The following is an 18340-nucleotide window of genomic DNA, read 5'->3' as shown; positions in this document are numbered from 1 at the left end:
CCTTCCGCAGGATCGCCGGGCGGCGGCCAGGTAGACTCGTGCCCCGTGGCTCTCACTATCGGCATCGTCGGCCTGCCCAACGTCGGCAAGTCCACCCTCTTCAACGCACTCACCAAGAACGACGTGCTCGCGGCGAACTATCCGTTCGCGACGATCGAGCCCAACGTCGGCGTGGTGAACCTGCCCGACTCGCGCCTGGAGAAGCTCGCCGAGATCTTCGGCAGCGAGCGAATCCTTCCCGCAGCGGTGTCGTTCGTCGACATCGCCGGCATCGTGCGGGGTGCGAGCGAGGGAGAGGGCCTGGGTAACAAGTTCCTCGCGAACATCCGTGAAGCCGACGCCATCGCCCAGGTCGTGCGCGGCTTCGCCGACGATGACGTCGTGCACGTCGACGGCACGGTCAACCCGGCCTCCGACATGGAGACGATCAACGCCGAGCTCATGCTCGCCGACCTGGAGACCGTCGACAAGGCGATCGCCCGGTACGAGAAGGAAGTCCGCGGCAAGAAGATCGAGCCCGTCGTGCTCGAGACCGCGAATGCGGCGAAGGATGCGCTGGAACGCGGCGTGCTGCTCTCGGTCGCCGGAATCGATCTGACGCCTATCCGCGAACTGGGCCTGCTCACCGCCAAGCCCGTCATCTTCGTCTTCAACGTCGACGAGGCCGTGCTGACGAACGACGCGCGCAAGGCGGAGCTCGCCGCTCTCGTCGCCCCGGCGAAGGCCATCTTCCTCGACGCGAAGATCGAGTCCGAACTGATCGACCTCGACCCGGAGGATGCGGCGGAGCTGCTCGCCTCGACCGGACAGGACGAGTCGGGCCTCGACCAGCTCGCCCGCATCGGCTTCGACACCCTCGGGCTGCAGACCTACCTCACGGCCGGCCCGAAGGAAGCGCGCGCCTGGACGATCCCCAAGGGCTCGAAGGCGCCTCAGGCCGCCGGTGTCATCCACACCGACTTCGAGAAGGGCTTCATCAAGGCCGAGATCGTCTCGTTCGAGGATCTGGTCGAGACAGGCTCCGTCGTCGAGGCCCGCGCCAAGGGCAAGGCCCGCCTCGAGGGCAAGGACTACGTCATGCAGGATGGCGACGTGGTGGAGTTCCGTATCGGAGGAACCGCCGGCTCCGGGGCTAAGAAGTAACGCGATGTCGCGGCTCTCCGACCTTCTGAAGCAGGCCCAGGCGGTAGACGCTCAGCTCGGTGCTGACCTGGAGTCGGAGATCCTGGCGCTCACCCGACGCCGCACTTTCGGCCTCGTCTTCGAGGAGCATCAGCCCGAGGCCGTCGAGATGCACGGGCGACCCATCCGACGTGGTGACAAGGTCCGGATCCTGCCTGCTCGAGGTTCGTCTGAGCCCGCTGACCGCCGACTCTGGCGCATCGACCGGGTCGAGCGCACGGAGAGCCAGCGCAACGTTCATCTCGTCGAGCTCGATGCCAAGGAGCCCGAGAAGAGGGTCGTGACCGACGACCTGGTCGTGGTGGTCGCAGAGTTCCGCGATCGGATCTACCCGGGCCTCGTCGAGACCGATCGAGTGGAGAACTCGGCAGGCAAGCCGTTTCACACAGTCATCAACGCCGAGAACTACCACGCGCTCGAGATGCTGACCTACACCCACCAGGAGTCGGTCGATCTCATCTACATCGACCCGCCCTACAACACCGGCGGCAAGTTCGCTTGGCTCTACAACGACAACTACGTCGACGGCGAGGACGAGTACCAGCACTCGAAGTGGCTCGCGTTCATGGATCGCCGGCTTCGCGTAGCACGCGAGTTGCTCAAGCCGAGCGGCGCGATCATGGTCTCGATCGGGGACGACGAGCAGCATCGCCTCCGCATGCTCATGGAGCAGATCTTCGGTGTGGAGAACCATGTCGCACAGCTCGCCGTCGAGATGTCCACGACCTCTGGACCCAAGACGACCAACGCTCAACAGGGCACGATCGTCAAGAACGTCGAGTACGTGCTGATCTACCGCAAGTCCCCGGCTTTCGACACTGAGGTGAGGCACACTCCTCTCTTCGACGGGATCGAGAAGTGGGATGCCAACTACCCCCTGTGGCTCAACGACAACGGCACTACGGAGTCGGTCTACCAGCGTCTGGATGAGGAGCCGGAGGTACGTGCGGACATTGAACGCTTCGGTCTGACGCGCGCCGGCGGTAAGGGTCGGGGCACCTTCGTGGGGGCATCCGGGATGGACCTACTTCTTGCTGCGTCGCTGCCCGCTCGTGAGTTCATTCTCAACAACCTCGCTCGCATCGGACGCACCGATACCCCGCCGGTCTCGGGTCGGAATGCAGAGGTTCCGATAGGCGGCTGGGTCGAGCACCAGACCGACGGACGCACGTACCGGCTGACTCGGTCCAGCAAGGGCAAGGTGTGGCAGATCTACACCCTGGACCGGAACTACCGAACCTCCGACGACTATGTGCCACGGTTCGGACGAACCGTGATCAGGGGCGACCTCTGGCGAGGATTCCACTCGGATATGGGTCATGTATCCAACGAGGGCGGCGTCGGCTTCGCGAACGGCAAGAAGCCCCTGAGACTGATCAAACAGCTCGTGCGTTGGGCGAACAACTCCCCGGACGCCGTCGTCCTCGACTTCTTCGCCGGCTCGGGCACCACCGCTCACGCCATCGCAGCGATGAACGCGGACGACGGTGGTCGTCGTCGTTCGATCGTGGTGACGAACAACGAACTGAGCCGCACCGACAGCGTGGACGCCGCCGCTGCAGGGCATCGCGCTGGCGACCCCGAGTGGGAGAGCCGGGGCGTCTACGAGTCCAAGACCAAGCCGCGCCTCCTGAACGCCTTCCGTGAGACCGCAGCCAACGCGGAGTTCTTCAACCTCACCTACGAGGCCCCGCTCACGGTCCGGCATAACCGCGCCTTCGAGCGGATCGCCCCGATGCTCTGGCTCCGAGCCGGGTCACGTGGCCCGATCATCGCTGACCTCGGCGAGCACGGCTGGGGAGTCGCCGAGTCCTACGGCGTCCTGACGAACCTCGACCAGGTCGACGAGTTCATCACCACACTCACTGCTGCCGACTCGGTGGAGAAGGCGTTCATCGTCACCGATGACGACTCGGCCTTCCAGATGGTCTGCCGCGAGCTACCGCAGGGTGTGCTCCCTATCCGCCTCTACGAGAGCTACCTCCAGAACTTCGAGATCAACACGGGGAGGACCCTGTAGTGCGGTACACGCTGAAGGACTACCAGGCCAAGGCCGTCCGCGACGTTCTCAAGAACCTCGAGCGCGCACGCGACTCCAACCACCGCTACGACGCCCACTCGCAGTTCTCGCTGGCGGCGACGACCGGAGCCGGCAAGACCGTCATGGCCGCGGCCGTCATCGAGGCGCTCTTCTTCGGCAACGACGAGTTCGACTTCACAGCCGACCCTGGCGCAGTCGTGCTGTGGTTCTCCGACGACCCGTCGCTGAACGAGCAGAGCCGCACACGCATCAAGGCCGCAGCCAGCGAGCTCGACTACCGTCTGCAGGTCGTGCCGACCACGTTCGCTGAGCAGTCCTTCAAGCCGGGCATGGTCTACTTCCTCAACACCCAGAAGCTCGCGAAAGGCTCCCGGCTAGTCAAGGGCGCGTTCGAGGACCTCTCGGACGATGCCGAGGACGAGGCAATGCTCCGCGGGCTGGAGGATCGCCCCGATACCGCGCAGACCTCGATCTACGACACGATCACCAATACGATCGCCAACCCTGACTTGACGCTTTACCTGGTCCTCGACGAAGCGCATCGCGGCATGGGCACCAGGACCAGTGATCGCACCACCATCGTGCAGCGACTGATCAACGGCCAGGGCCCTGTTCCGCCGATGCCGATCGTGTTCGGCATCTCGGCCACCGTCGAGCTCTTCGAGACCACGATGAAGGGGGCGAAGAATCGCGACGCGCTTCCGTCGGTCCAGGTCGACTCGGCGCTCGTCCAGGCGTCCGGCCTGCTGAAAGACGACATCGCTCTGTCGATTCCCTCCGAGATCGGGTCCTTCGACACGGTCCTGCTGACTCGCGCGGTAGAGAAGATCCGCGCGTCCTCCGACGCCTGGACGGAGTACGCCGTCACCCAGGGCGAGGCCGAGGCGGTGCAGCCGCTGCTCGTCGTGCAGCTGGATGACAAGCCGTCGCAGGACACGCTCGTGCGCACGCTCGACACGATCTACGCAGCCTGGCCCGAGCTCCCGTTCGGAGCTGTGGCGAACGTCTTCGGCGACCACGACGGCAAGACGCACCCCGACCTGAGCGTCGGCAAGCACGTCGTGCCGTACATCGAGCCTCAGCGCGTCCAGGAGCGCAAAGACGTTCGGGTGCTGCTGGCGAAGAACGCGATCTCGACGGGCTGGGACTGCCCCCGCGCGGAGGTGCTGGTCTCCTTCAGAGCGGCGCAGAGCCCGACCCACATCACCCAGCTGCTCGGTCGCATGATGCGTACACCGCTGGCACGCCGGATCCCGGGCAACGAGCTGCTGAACTCGGTGGACTGCCTCCTGCCGCGGTTCGATCGCAAGACCGCGACAGAGGTCGCCAAGCTCCTGATGCGGGGTGCGACAAGCAAGGACAACGGCGACGGCGACGACGCCGGCGGTGGCCAGGGTCGACGTGTGCTGTTCGATCCCATCGAGCTGCACCCGAACACGGCGATCGACCAGGAGGTCTGGGACCGTTTCGCTGCGCTCCCGTCGGTGACGATCCCGAAGAAGCACGTCAAGCCGATCCGCCGGCTCACCGCTCTCGCGGCTGCCCTCTCGAAGGATCGGCTCGTCGACGAGGCAGTCAGCAAGGCGCACGTCCACCTCCACGCGGTGTTGGACGGTCGGGCTGTCCAGTACAAGGACAAGGTCGCGGCCGCACGCGAGGACGTCGTGACGATGGAGGGTGAGGAGATCCGCGGTCGTGTCGGCGGCGGGCTCTCCTACAAGCCGTTCTCGGTCGACGCGGATCCCCGTGCGATCGAGGACTACTACCGAGCTGCTGCTCGAGTCCTGAGCCCAGCGCTCTGCTCGAGCTACGTCGATCACCTCGTAGGTGACGACGACGACGAGGACGACCTGTTGGGCGCGCACATCACTGTGGCGGCGCTGGGACGCGTTCCGGAGATCGCCCAGGCGGTCGAGGCCGAGGCTGACGGGCTCGCCAAGACGTGGCTAACCCAGACTCGAGTGGCACGCAAGAGCCTGCCCGACGAACGCCAGGCCGAGTACGACGTGATCGAAGCGATGTCGACGACCCCGGAGCTACTGGCCATCACGGTGCCGAAGCTTACTCAGACGGACACCAAGCTGCGCCACCCGGACGGCACCGAGGAAGACCTGCCGCTCTTCGACATGCACGTGATGTCGCGAGCGGACGGCAAGGTCCCCATGCACTTCACTAGCAGCTGGGAGGCCAAGGTTCTCAAGGCCGAGTCGGACGGGGTCGGGTTCCGCGGGTGGTACCGCAACCCCGACCGGGCGACCCAGGACTCTCTGGCGATCGCCTACAAGGACGAGGTGCAGGACTGGCGGGCGCTGCGTCCCGACTTCGTCTTCTTCGGCACGGCCCATGACGGAACTGTGGTCGCAGATCTGGTGGATCCTCACGGGCACCACCTCACTGATGCCCTGCCGAAGCTGCGCGGTCTCGCCGACTTCGCCGAACGGTTCTCCGCGGACTTCCGACGCATCGAGTCGGTCGCCGAGACCGACGGGAAGCTACGCGTCCTGGACATCACCAAGGCCTCGGTCCGCCAGGCCATCCGTGATGCGAGCAGCGCCAAGGCGCTCTACCAGTCCGACCACGCGATCGACTACTGAGCGCCCTCGTCCAACCTCACCCTGCTCGCGTTCCGGCACTTTCAGCGACGACAACGCCACCTGACTCGCGCCGGCACGGAGCAGGGGCGGCCCGTTCACGGGCTGGATGATCCCGCACAGTATCTAGCCGAGTCGGGCTCAGCGACGGTCCCTGAGCCCGAGTCTCTTCAGTCGTAACTCCCATTCAGTGCGTCTGGCCCTGTCCTCGGCGCTCCAGAGATCTGGACGATCGGTGATGTCGACGCCATCTCGTAGCAGCGCGACCACGCCGGCTGCATCCCTGCACGCAGGTGCGCGCGTGCTAGATCGTCCAGCCAGTCCTGCTCGTTCTACATGCCGCCCAGCCTGGCCAGGGGGTCCGACGAAGGACCTGCGCAAGACTGCCTGGCATGGTCTCAGTACAGCCCGCGAGACCGCACCTGAGCATCGTAGACGAGGTACGCGTCCTCCGCCCAGTGCGTGCGCTTCCAGTACTTGTCGGCGCGGCGAGACTGCTTGTGCCACTGAGGGCTGGGTCTGCCGTGCTTGTCGCCCGCCTCGTCCACGCGGTCATAGGCCTTGTTGTACTCCTTCTTCGAGACCTTCCAGTCGCGCTTGGCTTGCCGCAGCGCAGCGAAGAGCTCCGGATCGCTCATCCCTTTCGACCGGAACTGAGCAGTGATCTCTGCCTGCCCGTTCAGGGTTATTGAGACGTTGCTCTTCATCCACGCTCCAGGCCTCGGTGCAAAACATTCTGGCGAACACGACGGCCTAGGATCGAGTTAGGTCCCTACTCGACTTCGTTCCTGAGTGCCGGAATGAGGTGGAGCTCCGCTTCAACAACTGAGGCAGGCGGTCGCGTCTACTGAGCTGGTTCCGCTGGAATTTCATGTGGTAGCGAGCTTCGAGCGGACAAACTTCACGATTTCCGCCGCATCCGCCGCTTGTACTTTGCGAACCTTGGCGAAGTCGTCCGGCATGTAGTCATCCTCGAGGTACCAGCGTGCGTAAAACGTCTCGTCCTCCAGCTTCCAGAACTTATTCAGCCGCAGCTCGGCTTCTTCTGCGAACAGCGGTCGTGCTGCACGGCCCAGCTTCTGGAACTGAGAGAACGTCGGGTCCAGGAGCAAGCCCTGATCCGCTGCAACCGCGATCATATGACCGGCGTTCCGCTGGAACGGCGTGCCGCCGGAGAACTCCCCCGCCGTCTCCAGAAGCCCCCCGCTCCGCTGCCTAACCCAGTTCTCTCCGAACGCGCGTCCTTGCGATCCGGTGGCCACAGTCCCGCTCTCACTTGAAGCGAAGAGGGAGACCGCGTGTGCTTCGAGCTCGTAGCCTATGAGGTTGCCGGACTCGACAAGAGTCGCGGTCGCTTCGACGCAGTGCGGCCCGTTGTACATGTTGGCGATCACGCCGGTGACGGCGAAGAGGACTTCATGTTCAGTCATGCGCATATCATGGCGGCCTGCCGATTTCCGAAGCTGTATGCTCATTCACCTTTATGAAATCAAGCGGCAGCGGACCAACGGCTCTTGACACGCCTGTTGAAGAACCGAGCGACGAGTGCACAGTCGATGCCTTCCCTAGTGCGGCCTGCTTCGACGGACCGCAGCCACAGCGCCGGAGCCAATGCCTATCTGTAGCGCAACGTCGTGGAGTTCCGCTTCAACAACTGAGTTCGGCGGGGAAGCTTCGGACTGACGCACCTGTCACTGCGCACGCGAATCCGTGCTCGCCCGCACCGTCACGATAGCGTCGTCGACGAGGACGAGAGGACGACAGATGCCCACCTACCAGTACTTTCCCGCCCGATACGAGGGCCCCATCAGGACTCTCCTCCTGGATGCGAACGTGACGGCGCACCTGGATACCATCGCGCGTAAGGGCACGGAGTACGCCGATGGGGTGGTGAATCGGCGAATGGCGGATCTTGTCCGCCGTCTCGATGCTGACGCACGGGTCCTGCCCGGCCTCGGTGCAGGCGAGGGGGTCATGCGGCGGGCGGGGCTGCAAGACGTGTCGAACTATCGGCGCCGGAGCGAGAACGCGCAGGAGCTGCTCGCCGGTGACCGCTCACGGATCACAGCGTGGCTCGAAGGTGAGGCTCTACCCGACCCTGTTCCTGGGGACGCTGAACATCCGAGCGAGATAGGCACAGAGGAATTCGAGATCGTTCGAGAGAATCTCCTCATTCCGTCCTACGCCGTGATGCTGAAGGCGTATCAGTTGTACTTGCAGGGGAGGAGTCCCGAGTCCGGGTTCCGTGTCCTCACCGGGTTCGCCGAGGAGCTGTTCGCCCGTGGGTCACGAGAGGTGTTGCTGGGCGTGCTGCTGCTGGCAGGCAATAACACGGGGCGTGAGATGGCGTTGAACATCATGAAGCTGCGCGAGCAGAAGGACCTCCCCTCCACGCTCGACGCACTGTGGAACACGAGCTTTGACCTGACGCATTCGCGAGTCGCGACGATGCCCTCTCTCCCCGAGTTCCGCGGCGCGTTCGAGGTTCCATGCGTCTTCGTCACTGATGACCGGCACCTGGGAAGGTTCCTGCAGATCCTCCAGCCGGCGGGGGCGATGTCCATGAAACGTGGCGGTGGTATCACCGGCGATCACGCCTATCTCAAGCGTGTCCTCCAGGACGGCATGCTTGCGAAGGTCGTCGAGATCGTCGAAGCAGGCAACGATCGAGCGGTGAACGAGACGACCGACGTCGAGGATATGGCGCGCATTCGCCGCTACCGAGCGCGCGCGTATGCCAATCAGTTGGAGGGATGGCTCGCCGAGCGCCTCGACGGCTGACGCGTCCGTGCACCACCCGCATGGGTGACAGGATTGACGGATGACCGCAACACTCGTGGCCCAAGGGCTGGCCGGCGGGTACGGCCACCGCACCCTGTTCGACTCCCTCGACCTGACCGTCACGGCGGGTGACGTCGTCGGACTCGTCGGGGCGAACGGGGCGGGGAAGTCGACCCTTCTGAAGCTGCTGGCCGGCGTCGACGAACCGCAGGCCGGGACGATCCGGCTCTCACCGGCGGATGCCTTCGTCGGCTGGCTTCCGCAGGAGCACGAGCGCATCATCGGAGAGAGCGTCGCCGACTACATCGGCCGTCGCACGGGCTGCACGGCCGCGACCAGAGAGATGGATGTCGCCGCCGTTGCACTCGGTGACCCCAGCCTCGCTGCTCCTGGCACAGACCCGGCCGACATCTACTCCGTCGCGCTGGACCGCTGGCTGGCGAGCGGCGCCGCCGACCTCGACGAGCGGCTTCCGGTGGTGCTCGCCGATCTCGGACTCGACCTGGGCGACGATCCGGCCGAAGCGATGATGACGTCGCTCTCGGGTGGGCAGGCGGCCCGCGTCGGTCTTGCCGCGCTGCTGCTCTCGCGCTTCGACATCGCGTTGCTGGACGAGCCCACCAATGACCTCGACCTCGACGGGATCGAACGGCTCGAGGCCTTCGTACGGGGGCTCCGCGGCGGCGTCGTGGTGGTCAGCCACGACCGAGAGTTCCTCGCCCGCTGCGTGACCCGCGTGCTGGAACTCGACCTCGCGCAGGGCAGCAACCGCGTGTTCGGCGGTGGCTATGACGCGTACCTGGAGGAGCGGGCCACGGTCCGTCGTCACCAGCGCGAGAAGTACGACGAGTTCGCAGACAAGAAAGCCGACCTCGTCGCTCGTGCCCGAACCCAGCGCGAGTGGTCGAGCCAGGGCGTGCGCAACGCGATGAAGAAGGCTCCGGACAACGACAAGATCAAACGCAAGGCATCGGCGGAGTCGAGTGAGAAGCAGGCGCAGAAGGTGCGTCAGATGGAGAGCAGGATCGCCCGACTCGAAGAGGTCGAGGAGCCGCGCAAGGAGTGGCAGCTCGAGTTCACGATCGGCTCGGCGCCGCGCTCCAGCTCCGTCGTGTCGACGCTGAGCTCGGCCGTGTTCCGGCAGGGGAGCTTCCAGCTCGGGCCCGTGTCGCTCCAGGTGAACGCGGGGGAGCGGATCGGCATCACCGGCCCCAACGGTGCGGGGAAGTCGACGCTGCTGCGCGGACTGCTGGGGCGGCAGCTTCCCGACGAGGGAACAGCGAGTCTCGGCGCGAGCGTGCAGATCGGCGAGATCGATCAGGCCCGTGCACTGCTCGTCGGCACGCAGCCGCTCGCGGTCGCCTTCGAGGAACTTGTTCCGGAGATGGCGTCGGGTGAGGTCCGCACACTCCTGGCGAAGTTCGGACTCAAGGCGGATCATGTGACACGCGCCGTCGATGAGCTCTCGCCGGGTGAGCGCACACGCGCAGGACTGGCACTGCTGCAGGCGCGCGGCATCAACCTGCTCGTGCTCGATGAGCCGACCAACCACCTCGACCTTCCTGCGATCGAGCAGCTCGAACAGGCGCTCGAGTCCTACGAGGGAACGCTGCTGCTGGTCACCCACGATCGGCGGATGCTCGCCACCGTGCAGACCGACCGGCACTGGCGGGTGGAGGCCGGGCAGGTCGTCGAGGTATGACGACCTTCTCCATCGACACCGTTCCGCATGATCGTCTGACCGCGAACGACCTGGCGCGGCTGCGGGAGCATTTCGATGCCGAGTACTTCGCCGAGTTCGGAGCGTGGGATCCCGATCAGCCCTACGGCTATGCGTCCCACGACCTTCACGTCATCGCCCGACTCGGCGATGTCGTGGTGGGGCACGTCGGCTGGGCGCGGCGGACGATCGGCGTCGGTGCGGCGGAGGCCGTGATCGCGGGCGTCGGTGGGGTTCTGATCTCTCCGCACGCACGAGGACAGCGGGCCGGTGCGCGGCTCTTGGAGCGCGCAGCCGCATCGATGACGGAGGCCGGGGGCATCGAGTTCGGGTATCTCGGGTGCCGCGAGGAGGTGGTCGCCTTCTACGAGTCGTGCGGGTGGCACCGCGTCTCCGCAGCGGAGCATTCGATCGATCGCGCCGGTCAGCCCACCACGCAGCCTCCGGGGCCGCCGATCCTGACACTCGCGCTCGGCTCCCCACCGCGCAGGTGGCCCGAGGGCACGATCGATCTTCGCGGGCGGGCCTGGTAGCGGCCGCTCAGGCCGAAGATCCTTTTTCGTGTTGCGGATGACTGCGGGAACCCGCCAGAATATCGCTCAGGACGCCGGACGGTGACGTCGTGGAGCTCCTCGCCATGAGCCGCGCGCGCTCGGGTGACCTCTACGACCAGAAGGCCTTCATGACCTCGCCCGCCACTGCGCCGCGCACCAATATGCTCGCGCTCATCGGTTTCATCGCCGCATTCGTCATGCCTGTCGCGGGCATCATCCTCGGAGTCTTCGCTCTGCGGCAGCTGCGGACCCCTGGCAACACCGAGTCGGGAGCCGGTCTCGCCCGGTGGGCGCTGGTGATCGGAGCGATCGGCACCGTGTTCTTCGTGCTCTTCTTCATCCTCTGGGCCACGCTGTTCTTCTCGGCGATGAGTGGCCTGCCCATGGGACGCTGATCCGGGGGCCTTGTGAAGTCGAAGAAGGCGCGCGCTCGCCTGCGCCACGCGATGACCACCATGACGCTCGTGAGAGTCGACCGGAAGCCGAAGCATGCCGACCGTCTTGAAGGCATCGTGCTGCGGGTCGGATCGAGATGGGCGTTGATGGCGCAGACTGTCGACGGCGGCTACTTCGACGGGCTGATCGCCTTCCGAGTGCAGGATGCGAGGCAGATCACCGACGACGAGTCCGTGTCAGTGGCATTCGCCAAGACGCTTCCCGAGTGGCCACCTACTTACACGCCTGAGCTCGACCTCGAGACGACAGCGGGTGTGATCAGAGAATTGGGTGGCAGCGACCACCTTCTGGGCATCCAAAAGGAGTCGGAGCGTCGCGCGACGTGGATCGGGGCCCTGGACACCATCACCGGTCGGTTCGTGTATCTCCACGAGGTTCGCCCCGACGGCACGTGGCACCCCGCACCCCTCGGCTACAAGTTGCGCGCGATCACGACGGTGGAGGTCGGCAGACGCTACTACGCGGCACTCTCCGTCGTCGCGGGGGAAAAGCCGCCGCGCGATCACTCGGACCCGCGCTGAGCCCGTGCCACGAGATGGCCAGCCGGGAGACCGTCCGGAAACGACAAAGGGCGCAGGCGTCGATCCGGCGATGTCCCGGCGACAGTGGCGGGCCCTCCACCGACCGCCCATCCGGCGCGGCGATCCGGTCATCGAGTTCGCGGAGTGGTCTCTGCCGGTCGCCTCCGTCATCATGCTCATAGCGAGCTTCGGAATAGCGAAGCGCGGCCCGGTTCCCCGAGAGATATCGGCCATCGTGGTGATCGGGTGCGCAGCCGTCATCGTCCTGGTGATGTTCGCGCTCAGTATCCGCCTGTGGGTGAAGCGCGGCACCCTCCCTTTCTCTCGCCGGGCGGCGCTCGCGCTCGCCGGCGTCTCGATCGTCTCTCCTCTCGTGCTGTCTCCGAGTCGCGTCTCGACGACGCCGCCGCCGGAACGTCTTGCTGACCGCCAGGTCGGGATACGCTGGAACACGGCGGCTCCGGCCGCGGTTCGGTCGCTGGCGTCCGCCGTGGACGTTCCGCCGGAGTTCCTGACCCTGACGGCACGAGGAGATTGACGCCGATGACCGACACCCAGATCTTCGAGCCCGACGGCCGCGCGATCCCCTTCGTCGATGAGGGCGACGGTCCCGTCAAGCTCGTCCTCATCCAGGAACGCGATGTGGCCGCCGATGTTCTCGGCGTCGTCGCGCACTACCTCGCCGAAGAGGCCGGCTTCCACGTGCTGCGGATCGGCCACCGCGCCGAGACCAAGCGTGAAGAGGTCTCGCTGGATCAGCGGGTCGAGGATGTGCTGGCCCTGATCGATCACGTCGGTCTGGGCGACACCTGGATCGGTGGCCACGGCTTCGGCGGCACCGTCGCACGGGCCTTCGCCATGGCCCACGCCGATCGCGTGAACGGCCTGGCGCTGCTGGCCGTCGAAGAGAACGACATCCCGCTCGCGCCCGTAATGCCCGTCCTGATCATCCAGGGCACCAAGGATATCGACGCTCCGTTCTCCAACGGAGAGCAGCTGCAGTCCACGGCGCCCGAACGTGCGAGCGTGAAGAGCATCGACGGAGCCGATCACATGTTCCCGATGACGCACCCGATCGAGACAGCGGTCGTCATCGAGGAGTACCTCGACTGGGACTGACTCCCTAACGGCCCTGGCGCTTCTTGTAGGGCTTCGGCTGCCCCTTCACCGCGGGCGTGCGGCCCTTGCCCTTCGATGCCTTGGCCTTGCCTCCGGCAGGGGCGGGCGCGTTGCGAACCGGCTCCGGAGCCGCAGCGACCTCAGCCTTCGCCTCCACCAGGAGGAGTTCGCCGACAGGGGTGAGCCGGGTCGGTCCTTCACGATGCACGACCGGGTGCCCGACTTCTTCCTCGATCTTGTCGATCGAGGTATAGAGCGAGGCCAGCGGGATGCCGAGCTTCTCCGCCGCACGCGGGAAATGCAGTTCCTCCGCGAGGACGACGAACCGGCGGAGCAGAGAGATCTTCACGGTGGCCTTTCGAGTGTTCGCACGGGTGTGCGAGCTCCCTCCAGGTTACGCGGTGCGGACAGACGGATGCCGCGACCGAGTCGGCCGCGGCATCCGGAATTCTTCGGTCAGGCGACCTGAGGGGTGACGGCGAACGACACGGAGCCTTCGTCGTCAACGCCGGCATCGAGGATCTTGTCGTCGAGAGCAGCGACAGCCGACTCATCGAGGAACAGCCGGGTTCCGGCGACTTCCACGACCTGGTCCTGCGGTTCGGGGTCGGCGGCGACGAGCACGGCGAGGCGTGCACCGCCTTCCGGACCCTGGGCCTCGGTGGAGTGGATGCGGAGTCCGGCATCCGGGGCGTCGGTCTGACGGCTGACGAGGGTCGTCACGATGGCGGAGGCGTTGTCGGTGAGGGTGAGCACGAGACTCTCCTTCCGGTTGGGGCATGCCACGGTCGCGGCATGTCCGGGCCACGATGCCGGACCTCGGAGATGGTCTCAACCCCCTTGCGCGGATTCGGAGGAGGCTCTTACCCTCCTCGCAGGTTCTTGCGCAGAAACACCTGTTCGGTGCCGTCCCCGTCGGGCACGCGCTCGTACTCCTCATATCCGCATGACGTGTACAGGCGGATGTTCGCCTCGCTCAGGCTTCCGGTGAACAGCTCGGCGACATCCGCACCCGACGCCTTCTCGGCGCTCTCCAGCAGCAGCCTTCCGATACCCTCGCCCTGCATGTCGGGGGCGATCGCGATCCTGCCGATCAGCAGCAGAGCGTCCTTCTCGACGTAGCGGAGCGCGCCGACGAGTCGCCCGTCGATGCGCGCCGTCAGGCCGGACTCGGATCGCAGCTCCGCCTCCAGCTCGGAGAGCGTCTGCGTCAGAGGGGGCATGTCGACGCTCCCGTAGATCGCCGCTTCCGAGACGAAGGCCGCGCGCTGCACGGTCAATACCTCGCCGGCATCCTCGTCGCTGATCGGCGATATGACGATCTCCGGCTGCGTTCTGCGGTGGTCGTGGTTCACGATGTCTGCGTCAGTCACTCGAGTCACATTCCGGGTTGCATCCGCTCGGTGTCAACCCCCTCGCCCGGGTCCGCGGTGCGAGCTAGCGTCACCGGCAGGAGGTCACACCATGGCTGAAAGCAAAACCACCAAGAAGTCCAGCGGCTCGACCAAGGGCGCGGCGAAGACGACCAGGCAGCAGAACGCGGAGAAGGGGTTCACCGCCTCGACGACGCTCGCGAACAACCTGCAGGCGGTGCTCGTCGACCTGCTCGATCTCGCGATCCAGGGAAAGCAGGCGCACTGGAACGTCGTCGGACGCAACTTCCGCGACACCCATCGCCAGCTCGACGAGATCATCGATGATGCGCGGACCTTCAGCGACACGATCGCGGAGCGCATGCGCGCCCTGCACGCCGTCCCCGACGGGCGCAGCGCGACCATCGCGAAGACCACGTCGCTTCCCGAGTTCCCCGCCGGCGAGGTGTCGACGACGGAGACCATCGACCTGATCACCGAGCGCCTCGAAGCTGCCGTGGGAACGGTGCGCGACGTGCACGACGCCGTCGACGACGAGGATCCGACGTCGGCCGACCTCCTGCACGCCATCATCGAGCGACTCGAGCAGTTCGCGTGGATGGTCAGTGCGGAGAACCGGAGTCCGGCAGGACGCTGAGCGTCCTCGCGTCCGTGGAGTCGCCGTCAGTCGGCGGCGGCTCCACGGCTGAGGGGTCTGCCGCGCATGATGCGTGGCAAGGCCACCCACAGGGACGCCACGAGAACGAGCGCTGCGACGAGGGCGACGATCCCCGCGCTGCGGTTCACCGTGAAGTCGACGATCAGGGTCGTCACGCCGATGGTCAGGGCGCCGATCACGATCAGGTCGATGCGGACGATCCGGGCGGCGATGCGGACGAGATCGGGCTTGCGACGGCGTCCGAACAGTGCCCGATGCATCCCCACCGGGGCGAGGGCGAGGATGGTCGCCACCGCCGCGAGAGCCACGAGCACGACGTACAGATCACGCTGGACTTCGTCCATGTCGGTGAACCGCGGCTGGAAGGCGACGGCCAGGAGGAAGCCGGTCAGGATCTGCGTGCCGGTCTGCATGACCCGCAGCTCCTGCAGCAGCTCGTCCCAGTTGCGATCCGCGCGTTCGTTCGCCGTCTCGTCTCGTCCGTCGGCACGGTCGTCGAGCTCGTGCTCACCACCCGAAGGGTCTGATGTCATGGTCTCAGTGTGGATTCCGCGCTCCGGTGCTGTCCAGACGCTTGCACCCGCAGGACGAAAGAAGGCAATATGACGCTCCCCCCGATCCGCGAATGGTGGTCCGCGCTCTCGGAAGACGGACGCCGGGCCGTGCTCGACAGCGACACCCCGCATCTCGATGAAGCGGTGCGGGAGGAGATCCGTGTGATCACCGGTGCTGTGGTCGGCATGGTGGAGCCCCTCAGTGACGACGACCTCGAATACGCTCGCGCGCACACCGAGCAGGAGAACTGACGCCCCTGCGCCTGGGGGTCCGCGCCTATGCGGCGTCGGGCTCGGTCGTGTCGGCACCTTCTTCGCGCAACCGCGGCTCGGTCCGTCGCTCCGGACGCACGCCGGCCTTGTCGGCGTAGAACGCGCGGATCCGGTCCATGTCGGCCGCGACATCGCCGGTCAGGTCGATGGTCGGACCGAGACCGGTGGTCATGGTGGTCCGATCGACGAACCCGAGGGTCACCGGCATGCCCGTCTCTCTCGCGATCCGGTAGAAGCCCGACTTCCAGTACTCGTTGCCCCCACGGGTTCCATCGGGAGTGACGACCAGACCGAACACGGTGCCGTCGTGGACCTGCCCCACGACATCCTTCACCACGCGTGCCGGGTCGTCGCGGTCGACGGGGATGCCGCCGAGACGCCGCATGATCGGACCCCGCCACCCGTGGAAGAGGCTCTTCTTCCCGAGCCAGTGCACGTCGATGTCGAGCCGCCAGGCGATGGCGAGCATCAGGACGAAGTCCCAGTTCGACGTGTGGGGCGCCCCCACGAGCACAGTGGGACGTGTCGGTGCAGTCTCGCTCACGAGCGTCCACCTGCTGAACGCCCAGAACATGCGGGCGAGGAGTCGTTTGAGCATGGATCAACCGTAGGGGAGAACTGCTGTCCAACCGCTGTCGACGCGGTGCTCGCAGGTTCGGCGCGGGTTCGACGCCACCCGCTCCTGGCAGGCGTACGATCGAGGGATGAAGAACACGCAGCAGGACTCCGTGCAGCAGGAAGCGCCCGTCGGGCTGCAGCCGCTCCTGGACTCCCTGAACCTGCTCGAGGGCGATGCCGCCGGCTATTGCAGCAATGGCGTCTGCCAGTTCCCCGCACCGAAGAGCGAGTAAGAGGCAGACGCCATCGCAGGCCGCCTACGGGCGGTCAGTGTCCTCCGTGGAAGCCCTCGCCGGCATCGTCGGCGGGCTTGCGGACGAACGGGCTGAGCGCCACCGCCGCGAGCGAGATGATCGCCGCGATCAGGAACGCCATGCGTGCACCGGGTGCACCAGCCACTGCAGTCGACAGCCCTTCCTGCTCACCGGCGTGCAGGATCGACGAGTACGTCACCAGCAGGAGCGCCACACCGGCAGCGCCGCCGACCTGCTGCAGTGTGTTCAGCACCGCAGAGCCGTGCGAGTACAGGGAGCGCTGAAGCGATCCGAGCGAGGCGGAGAACAGCGGCGTGAACGACATCGCCAGACCCACCGACATGGCCGCCTGCACGATGATGAGCACCCACCACACGGTGTGCTCACCCACGGTCGAGTAGAAGAACAGCGACGCCGACACCAGGATCGTGCCGGGGATGAGCAGCGGGCGGGTGCCGCGCGCATCGTAGACACGCCCCATGATCGGTCCGAGCAGACCCATCAGCAGCGAGCCGGGAAGCAGGATCAGGCCTGACTGGAGCGGGTTGAGGCCGGCCACGTTCTGCAGGTACTGCGGAAGCAGAGTCAGGGTGCCGAACATCGAGAGCGCCAGGATCGACATGATGATCACGGACAGCGTGAAGTTGCTGGAGCGGAAGACGCGCAGGTCGAGCAGCGCGTCGTCGATGCGCTGCAGGACGAGCTGACGCCAGACGAACAGCCCGAGCGAGAGAGCGCCGACGACCAGCGAGATGATGCCGGTGGTCTCGCCGGATCCGCCCTCGCCGCCGAACTGGCTGAGACCGAACACGATGCCGCCGAAACCGAGCGCGGCGAGCGGGATCGAGAGCACATCGAGCGGCACCTTGCGGGTTTCGCCGAGGTTGGTCATCCACTTCACACCCATGAACAGGGCGATCAGCGAGATCGGGAGGATGATCCCGAACAGTGCACGCCAACTGGCGAGTTCGAGCACCGCGCCCGCGAGCGTCGGCCCGATCGCGGGCGCGAGCGAGATCACGAGGCCGACGCGGCCCATCATGCGACCACGGGACTGCGGCGGGACCACGTTCATGATCGTCGTCATCAGCAGCGGCATCATGATGCCGGTACCGGCCGCCTGGATCACGCGGCCGACGAGCAGCACGGTGAAGCCGGGAGCGACGAGCGCCACGAGGGTGCCGAGCGAGAACGCGATCATCGCGGCGATGAAGACCTGGCGCGTGGTGAACCGCTGCAGGATGAACCCGGTCGTGGGGATCACCACGGCCATGGTCAGCATGAAGGCGCTGGTGAGCCACTGGCCGAGCTCGGGCGGGATGCCCAGGTCGGTGTTGAGGTGGGGGATCGCGATCCCCATCGTGGTCTCGTTGAGGATGGCGACGAAGGCGGCGACCAGAAGCAGCCAGATCACCCGCATGTCCTTGCGGGAGATCTCGCCCCCTGACGGTGCGGGAGTCGTCGAGATGGAGCCGGTATCGACGGCAGACATGGGCGGCCTCCAAGGCGAAGAAGAAGTGGATATCGCGAGAGTTCGCAAGAGTCATTCAGCGTAACGGCAGCCGCGGACATTTCATTCCGAATTCACAGATATCCGCTGACGGCGGAGGGACGGGCCTCGATGTCCTCGCGCGTGAGTACGCTG

The 18340-nt window shown here is 66.0% G+C and carries 21 protein-coding genes; 13 read left to right on the top strand and 8 right to left on the bottom strand.

Translation table 11 applies throughout. From position 1 onward, the window contains the following. Positions 1-45: 45 nt before the first annotated feature. Genes ychF through ACFVWL_RS00155 form a run of 3 tightly spaced genes read left to right on the top strand, consistent with a single transcriptional unit; the run spans position 46 to position 5817 of the window. Positions 46-1143: a redox-regulated ATPase YchF gene (gene ychF / locus ACFVWL_RS00165; protein ID WP_387177188.1), complete on the top strand. Its 1098-nt coding sequence runs from the start codon at positions 46-48 to the stop codon at positions 1141-1143. A 4-nt stretch (positions 1144-1147) separates the two neighbouring features. Further along, the gene (locus tag ACFVWL_RS00160; RefSeq protein ID WP_387177186.1) at positions 1148-3202 is read left to right on the top strand and encodes a site-specific DNA-methyltransferase; all 2055 of its coding nucleotides are present in this window, start codon (positions 1148-1150) and stop codon (positions 3200-3202) included. Then, complete coding sequence (locus ACFVWL_RS00155; protein ID WP_387177184.1) at positions 3202-5817, top strand: DEAD/DEAH box helicase; 2616 nt, start codon at positions 3202-3204, stop codon at positions 5815-5817. Before ACFVWL_RS00160 ends, ACFVWL_RS00155 begins: the two co-directional genes overlap by 1 nt. 395 nt (positions 5818-6212) lie before the next feature. Here ACFVWL_RS00155 and ACFVWL_RS00150 read toward each other — a convergent pair whose 3' ends face one another. After that, the gene (locus tag ACFVWL_RS00150; protein WP_387177182.1) at positions 6213-6452 is read right to left on the bottom strand and encodes a hypothetical protein; all 240 of its coding nucleotides are present in this window, start codon (positions 6450-6452) and stop codon (positions 6213-6215) included. Between the two features lie 231 nt (positions 6453-6683). Beyond that, entirely contained in the window at positions 6684-7244 is a 561-nt protein-coding gene (locus ACFVWL_RS00145) for a hypothetical protein (protein ID WP_387177180.1), read from the bottom strand. 334 nt (positions 7245-7578) lie between these two features. Between ACFVWL_RS00145 and ACFVWL_RS00140 the strand changes: the two genes are divergently transcribed. From ACFVWL_RS00140 to ACFVWL_RS00110, 7 genes are all read left to right on the top strand, one after another. Further along, entirely contained in the window at positions 7579-8595 is a 1017-nt protein-coding gene (locus ACFVWL_RS00140; protein WP_387177179.1) for a hypothetical protein, read from the top strand. Positions 8596-8635: 40 nt separating this feature from the next. Further along, positions 8636-10297 (top strand): ABC-F family ATP-binding cassette domain-containing protein, encoded by a 1662-nt coding sequence (locus ACFVWL_RS00135; RefSeq protein WP_387177178.1) that lies wholly within the window; start codon positions 8636-8638, stop codon positions 10295-10297. Next, positions 10294-10848, top strand: coding sequence for a GNAT family N-acetyltransferase (locus ACFVWL_RS00130; RefSeq protein WP_387177177.1), 555 nt, complete (start codon positions 10294-10296; stop codon positions 10846-10848). Before ACFVWL_RS00135 ends, ACFVWL_RS00130 begins: the two co-directional genes overlap by 4 nt. An 89-nt stretch (positions 10849-10937) precedes the next feature. Further along, positions 10938-11264: a DUF4190 domain-containing protein gene (locus ACFVWL_RS00125; protein ID WP_387177176.1), complete on the top strand. Its 327-nt coding sequence runs from the start codon at positions 10938-10940 to the stop codon at positions 11262-11264. A gap of 60 nt (positions 11265-11324) precedes the next feature. Beyond that, the gene (locus ACFVWL_RS00120) at positions 11325-11846 is read left to right on the top strand and encodes a hypothetical protein (protein WP_387177175.1); all 522 of its coding nucleotides are present in this window, start codon (positions 11325-11327) and stop codon (positions 11844-11846) included. A gap of 70 nt (positions 11847-11916) precedes the next feature. After that, the gene (locus ACFVWL_RS00115; protein ID WP_387177174.1) at positions 11917-12384 is read left to right on the top strand and encodes a hypothetical protein; all 468 of its coding nucleotides are present in this window, start codon (positions 11917-11919) and stop codon (positions 12382-12384) included. 5 nt (positions 12385-12389) lie between these two features. Continuing rightward, on the top strand, positions 12390-12965 hold the full coding sequence (locus tag ACFVWL_RS00110) for an alpha/beta fold hydrolase (protein WP_387177173.1): 576 nt from the start codon (positions 12390-12392) through the stop codon (positions 12963-12965). 4 nt (positions 12966-12969) lie between these two features. Here ACFVWL_RS00110 and ACFVWL_RS00105 read toward each other — a convergent pair whose 3' ends face one another. The 3 genes from ACFVWL_RS00105 to ACFVWL_RS00095 all read right to left on the bottom strand — a co-directional run bounded on the left by ACFVWL_RS00105 (position 12970) and on the right by ACFVWL_RS00095 (position 14338). Continuing rightward, positions 12970-13314, bottom strand: a complete 345-nt coding sequence (locus tag ACFVWL_RS00105) for a LysR family transcriptional regulator (RefSeq protein ID WP_387177172.1) — start codon at positions 13312-13314, stop codon at positions 12970-12972. Between the two features lie 107 nt (positions 13315-13421). Beyond that, positions 13422-13721 (bottom strand): Fe-S cluster assembly protein HesB, encoded by a 300-nt coding sequence (locus ACFVWL_RS00100; RefSeq protein WP_387177171.1) that lies wholly within the window; start codon positions 13719-13721, stop codon positions 13422-13424. 107 nt (positions 13722-13828) lie between these two features. Next, positions 13829-14338 (bottom strand): GNAT family N-acetyltransferase, encoded by a 510-nt coding sequence (locus ACFVWL_RS00095; protein ID WP_387177170.1) that lies wholly within the window; start codon positions 14336-14338, stop codon positions 13829-13831. A gap of 91 nt (positions 14339-14429) precedes the next feature. Between ACFVWL_RS00095 and ACFVWL_RS00090 the strand changes: the two genes are divergently transcribed. Further along, a complete protein-coding gene (locus ACFVWL_RS00090; protein ID WP_387177169.1) occupies positions 14430-14975 on the top strand; it encodes a Dps family protein in 546 nt (181 codons plus the stop codon). A 26-nt stretch (positions 14976-15001) separates the two neighbouring features. Here the strand turns inward: ACFVWL_RS00090 and ACFVWL_RS00085 are convergent, their stop codons facing one another. Further along, complete coding sequence (locus ACFVWL_RS00085) at positions 15002-15529, bottom strand: DUF6328 family protein (protein WP_387177168.1); 528 nt, start codon at positions 15527-15529, stop codon at positions 15002-15004. Between the two features lie 69 nt (positions 15530-15598). Between ACFVWL_RS00085 and ACFVWL_RS00080 the strand changes: the two genes are divergently transcribed. After that, positions 15599-15802: a hypothetical protein gene (locus ACFVWL_RS00080; RefSeq protein ID WP_387177167.1), complete on the top strand. Its 204-nt coding sequence runs from the start codon at positions 15599-15601 to the stop codon at positions 15800-15802. 25 nt (positions 15803-15827) lie between these two features. Here the strand turns inward: ACFVWL_RS00080 and ACFVWL_RS00075 are convergent, their stop codons facing one another. Further along, positions 15828-16421, bottom strand: coding sequence for a 1-acyl-sn-glycerol-3-phosphate acyltransferase (locus ACFVWL_RS00075; protein WP_387177166.1), 594 nt, complete (start codon positions 16419-16421; stop codon positions 15828-15830). Positions 16422-16527: 106 nt separating this feature from the next. On the opposite strand from ACFVWL_RS00075, the gene ACFVWL_RS00070 reads away from it, so the two are divergent. Further along, positions 16528-16674 carry a hypothetical protein gene (locus ACFVWL_RS00070; protein WP_387177165.1) on the top strand — a complete coding sequence of 49 codons (147 nt, stop codon included), beginning with the start codon at positions 16528-16530 and terminating at the stop codon, positions 16672-16674. Positions 16675-16708: 34 nt separating this feature from the next. On the opposite strand, the gene ACFVWL_RS00065 is transcribed toward ACFVWL_RS00070, so the two are convergent. Next, the gene (locus ACFVWL_RS00065; protein WP_387177164.1) at positions 16709-18187 is read right to left on the bottom strand and encodes an MDR family MFS transporter; all 1479 of its coding nucleotides are present in this window, start codon (positions 18185-18187) and stop codon (positions 16709-16711) included. Positions 18188-18340 lie beyond the last annotated feature (153 nt).

Origin of the sequence: Microbacterium sp. NPDC058269, from assembly GCF_042881445.1 — a bacterium.
GTDB lineage: Bacteria > Actinomycetota > Actinomycetes > Actinomycetales > Microbacteriaceae > Microbacterium.
Note: the sequence above shows the minus strand (reverse complement) of the source record. Positions and strands in the feature narration are given on the sequence as shown.